The organism is Trebonia sp. (genome assembly GCF_049794275.1).
Classification (GTDB): domain Bacteria; phylum Actinomycetota; class Actinomycetes; order Streptosporangiales; family Streptosporangiaceae; genus Trebonia.
Genome location: NZ_JBARCR010000365.1, coordinates 1 through 6,253, shown reverse-complemented (window position 1 = coordinate 6,253; position 6,253 = coordinate 1). Strand labels below are relative to the sequence as shown.

Sequence of the window (6,253 nt, the reverse complement as noted above, 5' to 3'; positions counted from 1 at the left end):
GGTCCGAGCTGATCGCCGCCGCGCTGCGCGACGGGTTCACCGCCGCGGAACGCGACCTGCTGCTCGCCGCGGCGCCGCTGCTCGAGCGGCTGGCGGAGAGGCTCTGATGCCGGGCGCGAAAACCCCGAAAACCCCGAAAACACCGCGACCACCCGCCCCCAAGCCCGACAGGTACGCCTGGATCGCCCTGGCCAACACGACCGCGGCGATCTTCATGGCCGCGCTGGACGGCTCGATCGTCATCATCGCCCTGCCGGCGATCTTCCGCGGCATCCACCTCGACCCGCTGGGGCCGGGCAACATCACCTACCTGCTGTGGATGATCATGGGCTACCGGCTGGTGCAGGCCGTGCTGGTCGTGAACCTGGGGCGGCTGGGCGACATGTTCGGCCGGGTCCGGATGTACAACCAGGGCTTCGTGGTGTTCACCGTCGCGTCGATCCTGCTGTCGTTCGACCCGTTCCAGGGCAGCGGCGGGGCGCTGTGGCTGATCGGGTGGCGGTTTCTGCAGGCGATCGGCGGGGCGATGCTGATGGCCAACTCGGCGGCGATTCTCACCGACGCCTTCCCGGCAGAACGCCGCGGCTTCGCCCTCGGCACCAACCAGATCGCCGCGCTGGCCGGCATGTTCATCGGCCTGGTCGCCGGCGGCCTGCTCGCCGCCTGGGACTGGCGGGCGGTGTTCTGGATCAACCTGCCGGTCGGCGTGTTCGGCACGCTGTGGGCCTACCTGCGGCTGCGCGACAACGGCGAACGGCACCGCGGCAAGATCGACTGGTGGGGCAACATCACGTTCGCGCTCGGCCTCGGCGCGGTCCTCGTCGGCATCACCTACGGCATCCAGCCCTATCACGGCAGCTCGATGGGCTGGCAGAGCCCGGTGGTGCTCGGCGAGCTGATCGGCGGCGTGGCACTGCTGCTGGTGTTCGTGGTCATCGAGAGCAAGGTCGCGGAGCCGATGTTCCGGCTGAGCCTGTTCAAGATCCGCGAGTTCACGGCCGGCAACATCGCGGGGCTGCTGGTGTCCATCGCGCGCGGCGGCATCCAGTTCATGCTGATCATCTGGCTGCAGGGCATCTGGCTGCCGCTGCACGGCTACAACTACGACCAGACCCCACTGTGGGCAGGCATCTTCTTGCTGCCGATGACCGCCGGGTTCCTGGTGTCCGGGCCGGTGTCCGGGATCCTGTCGGACAGGTTCGGGTCGCGCGGCATCGCGACGGCCGGCATGGCGGTGTTCGCGTTGTCGTTCGTGGGGCTCATGCTGCTGCCCGTCAACTTCCCGTACTGGGCCTTCGCCACGTTCGTCGCGCTGAACGGGATCGGCAGCGGCATGTTCGCCTCGCCTAACTCCTCCTCGATCATGGGCAGCGTCCCGCCCCGCGACCGCGGCTCCGCCTCAGGGATGCGCGCCACGTTCCAGAACTCCGGCACCGCCGTGTCCATTGGCGTCGTCTTCACGCTGATGATCGCCGGCCTGTCCAGGTCGCTGCCGTCGACGCTGAGCGACGGGCTGATCCGGCTGGGCGTGCCCGCCAGCGCCGCGCACGAGGTGGCGAGCCTGCCTCCGGTGTCGTCGCTGTTCGCCTCGGTGCTCGGCGTGAACCCGATCGAGCACCTGCTCGGCCCCGGCCTGCTGGCTAAACTGCCGGCGTCCAGCCAGGCGGAGCTGACCGGGCGGACGTTCTTCCCCAGCCTGCTGCAGGTCCCGTTCCACAGCGGCCTGATCATCGTGTTCGCCGTCTCGGCCGGCCTGTCGGTGCTGGCCGGCCTCGCGTCGCTGCTGCGCGGCAAGCGCCAGGTCCCGGCCAGCCCAAAGGTCGACGAGTCGCGGCTGGAATCCGGGGTGTCGCGCGGCTGATACCGTTAACCACGGTGAACAAAACGCGACGGGCCGCTGCGCTCGCGACGGGCGTGATCTGCGCCGTTCAGTTCGTGCTCCAGCTCGACTTCAGCATCGTCAACGTCGCGCTCAACACGATCCAGCGCGAGCTTTCCATGCCGCCGGCGGAACTGCAGTGGATCGTCACCGGGTACGCGCTGACGTTCGGCTCACTGCTGCTGGCCGGCGGACGGCTCGCCGACCTGCTCGGCCGGCGCCGGCTGCTGGTCATCGGCCTGGTGCTGTTCGCCGTCGCGTCGCTCGGCTGTGGCCTGGCCCGCTGGCCGGTCATGCTGATCGTCGCCAGGATGGTGCAGGGCGCGGCCGCCGCGCTCGCCTCCCCCGCGGCGCTGTCGCTGCTCACCACCGCCAGCCCGGAAGGCCACGAGCGCAACCGCGCGCTCGCCCTGTGGCAGGCGTCCACCGCCGGCGGCGCGACCACCGGGATCATCGCCGGCGGCCTGCTCACCCAGTACCTCGGCTGGCGTGCGGTGTTCCTGGTCAACCCGCCGCTGATCGCGCTGCTGCTCGCTTTCGTGCCCCGGCTGCCCGCGGGCACCGCCGCGGGCGGCGGCAAGGTCGGCATCCGCGGCGCGGCCCTCGTCACCGCCGCGATCGCCGCGCTCATCTACGGCCTGACCGAGGGCCAGCAGCACGGGTTCGGCAGCCCGGCGAGCGTCGCCGCGCTGGTGGCGGCGGTCGTGCTGGCTCTTGCTTTCATTTATTCGGAACGTACGCTGCCGGCTCCCATGATCCCGCCGTCTCTGCTCGCGGCGCCAGCCCGCCGTGCCGCTATCGCGGCGATGCTGCTGATAGGCGCGACCCTGGCCGGTTACGTGTACTTCCTGTCCCTCTACCTGCAGAAGGTCCACCACTTCAGCCCGGTGCAGACCGGTCTCGGCCTGCTCCCGTCGACGCTCACCGTGGTGCTCATGTCCACGCTGGTCACCCGCCGGCTGCTCACGAGGTTCGGCGCTCGCCCGGTGCTGCTCGCCGGGCTGGTGATCATGACGGCAGGGCAGCTCTGGCTGGCCTTCATGATCACCGGGCAGTCCAGCTACCTGGACGGCGTGCTGCCCGGCCTGCTGCTCACCTCGCTGTCCATCGGCCTGTCGCTGCCCGCCGCGTCGGTGGCGATCACCACCGGCGTGCACGGCAGGGACCAGGGCATCGCCGGCGCCATGTTCACCACCGGTCAGCAGGTCGGCGCGGCTGTGGGCCTGGCCGTGCTCGCGACCGCCGCCGCCGCGCGCACCGCCGCCACGGCCGGCGACGTGGTGGCCGGCTACCGGCTGTCCTTCCTCATCGCCGCCGGCCTGGGCGCCTTCGGCGTCGCCCTCGTGGCGCTGGCCCGCTCCCCCGCGCCCTCCCGCGAGCCGGTGGATACGCCCTCCTCGGCCGCTTCCTCCGAGCAGGCGGCTCGCGACTAGCGTGCTCGCCCGGGTCCCGGGAGCCACACGCTGACGTGCGCCGGCTCGAACGCCTGATCCACCGCGGCGGCCAGGTCGTCGCGCACCGCGTCGAGGTCGACCGTGCCACGGAGCCGCGCGGTGAACCCCGCGATCACTGCCTCGGCGTTATAGCGGGACCTGTTGAACCGGCGGTCTACGGCGCGCTGCACCCGGCGGCGCAGTGGGTTGAACAGCGCAGCGGCCGCCAGCGTGGCCACGGCCACCCCCACCGGGGTATGGAACGACAGCACCTGCGCGGCCAGCAGCACCACCCCGGCGAACACCCCGGCGAGCACCGCGCTGATCACGGCGTAGGAGATCACCCGGCTGATGATCCTGTCGATCGCGTACAGCCGGTACTTCAGGACCGCGACCCCGGTGCAGAACGGCAGCACCGCGAAGCCGAGCGGGCTGATGACGTCGTTGACCGCGAGGTCCCAGGTCGACCGGCTGTCGGGGGTGAACACCGCGAGGAACAGGCAGACAACGAAGACGACGGCGCCGGTGTAGAGCCATTTGAGCTGCTGGCGCCGCTCGTAGGAGGCGCGCCGGTACCTCGGCACCTGCACGATCAGCCAGGCCGCCAGGCTGACCAGGACGCCGATAGCCGTCAGGCCCTGAAGGGCCGCGGTCAGCCCGGGTGCCGTATTGGCGAGGTTGCCGGTGGCATCGATGACGACGGGGTGCCCGATGACGGAGACGGCGCCCGCGACAGCGGCGGCCAGGGCCAGCAGCACGCCGACCGTCACCAGGATCACCGCCGGCCGCCGCCACCGGCCGGACGGCAGCACTCCGTCGGGGAACACCCACAGCATGATCGCGATCAGCACCAGCCAGACAGGAAAGCTGGTCAGCAGCACGACAGCGACCCAGCCGAGCGGCAGCGTCCCGTGATGCATCCCGTAGTCGATGATCGCGTAGTCGCCCGCGGGCGCCACGGCGATCAGAAAGATCGCCAGCAGCAGCCATCCGATGGGATTGCGCGGCCTGCGGGCCGCCAGCAGGGTGCCGACCGCCACCGCGGGCACCATGACCGCGACGATGAAGGCGAAATTAACAGGCCCCTTCGGCCCCGGCAGCCGGGCGATCTCGTCAAGCGGCACGCTGGCCAGGCCGACGGCGAGCGTGAACACGCCGAACGCCACCGCGACCGCCTGCGCCGCGCGACGCCCCGGTGCCATGCTCATGCAGGCGACCCTACGCGCGCCGCGTTCCGGAATCGTTACGACCGGTTCCCGCGGCGCCGCCCACCCCGGCCCGCGAGTAAATCCATGGCGTTTCCGTGGCTATGACGACGGAAACGCCATGGATTTCGCCGGTCCTGCTGAGGCCGCCGATATCGTTGCCGTAGCGCAGAAGCCGTAGCCGAGAAGGAGGCCGGAGATGGCGGACATCGTCACCAAGCTGAGCCCGCGCCCGGTCGCCGCGACCGTCGCGCGGTTCACCGAGCTGCTCGCCGGCAAGGGCGTGCAGGTCTTCGCGGTCATCGACCAGGCCGCCGCCGCGCGGGAAGCCGGCCAGGACCTCAGGGAAACGGTGCTGGTGATCTTCGGCAACCCGGCGGCCGGGACGCCGGTGATGGCGGCGTCACCGCTCAGCGCGCTCGACCTGCCGCTGAAGATCGTCGTATGGGACGACGCGGGCCAGACGAAGGTGTCCTACACCGCGCCCGCGGCCATCGGCGCCCGGTACGGCCTGCCCGACAACCTGGCGGCCAACCTGGCCGCCATCAACCCCCTCACCGACGCCCTCATCGCCCCGTAAGGTGTCGGCGGCTCCGCCGCTTCTTGCTGTTATCAGGCCCAGTTTCATGGTCGATCGCGTTGCCGTACGCGGTCGATGGGCCATCGACCCCCTTCTTTGGTGGTCGATGGCCCATCGACCACCTTTGAGGTCGCCGGCCTTAGGAGCAGACGCGGGCCGTGGTGCGGCCGGGGCCGGATGGGGCCAGGACGCGCCGGCCGCGGCGAGAGGCTCCCCGTTAGGGTTAGGCCATGGCACTGCACAAGCAGGTCGACGAGGACGCCTCGGACGCCGAACTCGAGATCAATCCGCTCTACTTCCGCGAGAAGAGCTGCGACATTCCCCGGTACCGGCTGCCCGAGTCCGGCGTGCTGCCGCGCACAGCGCTGCAGGTCGTGCGGGACGAGCTGATCCTCGACGGCAACGCCAGGCTGAACCTGGCCACGTTCGTCACCACGTGGATGGAGCCGGAGGCCGAACTGCTGATGGCCGAGTGCTCCCCCAAGAACATGATCGACAAGGACGAGTACCCGCAGACCGCCGAGCTCGAGAGGCGCTGCGTGAACATCCTCGGCAGCCTGTGGAACGCGCAGTGCGCGCCAGGGAAATCGGTCGGCTGCTCGACCACCGGGTCGAGCGAGGCGTGCATGCTCGGCGGCATGGCCCTGCTCTGGCGGTGGCGGGCCCGCCGCAAGGCCGCCGCCAAGCCCGCTGACCGGCCGAACATGGTGATGGGCTCCAACGTCCAGGTGTGCTGGGAGAAGTTCTGCCGGTACTGGGACGTCGAGCCGAAGTACGTGCCGATGGTGCCGGGGCGGCTGCACCTCGGCGCCGCGGAGGCGGCCGCGCTGTGCGACGAGAACACGATCGGCGTCGTGGCGATCATGGGGTCCACGATGGACGGCAGCTACGAGCCGGTCGCGCACATCAACGCCGCGCTCGACGGGCTCCAGGAGTCGGCGGGGATCGACGTGCCGATCCACGTGGACGCCGCGTCCGGCGGGTTCGTCGCGCCGTTCCTGCAGCCCGACATCGAATGGGACTTCCGGGTGCCGCGGGTCGCGTCGATCAACAGCTCGGGGCACAAGTACGGGCTGGTCTACCCCGGCGTGGGCTGGGTGGTATGGCGGGACGACGAGGCGCTGCCCGAAGACCTCATCTTCAACGTGAACTACCT

Annotated in this window: 5 protein-coding genes; 4 read left to right on the top strand and 1 reads right to left on the bottom strand. The window is 70.5% G+C overall.

Annotated elements, in window-relative coordinates:
• Nucleotides 1–106: 106 nt before the first annotated feature.
• Together WA805_RS10025 and WA805_RS10020 are read left to right on the top strand one after the other, a co-directional pair.
• Nucleotides 107–1,861, top strand: coding sequence for an MFS transporter (locus WA805_RS10025; RefSeq protein ID WP_422272749.1), 1,755 nt, complete (start codon nt 107–109; stop codon nt 1,859–1,861).
• A gap of 14 nt (nt 1,862–1,875) precedes the next feature.
• Entirely contained in the window at nt 1,876–3,312 is a 1,437-nt protein-coding gene (locus WA805_RS10020) for an MFS transporter (RefSeq protein WP_425242205.1), read from the top strand.
• On the opposite strand, the gene WA805_RS10015 is transcribed toward WA805_RS10020, so the two are convergent.
• Nucleotides 3,309–4,520 (bottom strand): hypothetical protein, encoded by a 1,212-nt coding sequence (locus tag WA805_RS10015; RefSeq protein ID WP_422290935.1) that lies wholly within the window; start codon nt 4,518–4,520, stop codon nt 3,309–3,311. The two genes, WA805_RS10020 and WA805_RS10015, sit on opposite strands and share 4 nt — an antisense overlap.
• Before the next feature lie 196 nt (nt 4,521–4,716).
• On the opposite strand from WA805_RS10015, the gene WA805_RS10010 reads away from it, so the two are divergent.
• Together WA805_RS10010 and WA805_RS10005 are read left to right on the top strand one after the other, a co-directional pair.
• Complete coding sequence (locus WA805_RS10010; RefSeq protein ID WP_422337452.1) at nt 4,717–5,097, top strand: DUF302 domain-containing protein; 381 nt, start codon at nt 4,717–4,719, stop codon at nt 5,095–5,097.
• Nucleotides 5,098–5,327: 230 nt separating this feature from the next.
• Nucleotides 5,328–6,253, top strand: a 926-nt coding sequence (locus tag WA805_RS10005; RefSeq protein ID WP_425242204.1) for a glutamate decarboxylase, incomplete at its 3' end; no start/stop codon positions are given.

Bases quoted from the DNA above. Each gene is read 5' to 3' on its own strand.
- WA805_RS10025 (WP_422272749.1), top strand. From the start codon at position 107: ATGCCGGGCGCGAAAACCCCGAAAACCCCGAAAACACCGCGACCACCC.
- WA805_RS10015 (WP_422290935.1), bottom strand. From the start codon at position 4,520: ATGAGCATGGCACCGGGGCGTCGCGCGGCGCAGGCGGTCGCGGTGGCG.
- WA805_RS10010 (WP_422337452.1), top strand. From the start codon at position 4,717: ATGGCGGACATCGTCACCAAGCTGAGCCCGCGCCCGGTCGCCGCGACC.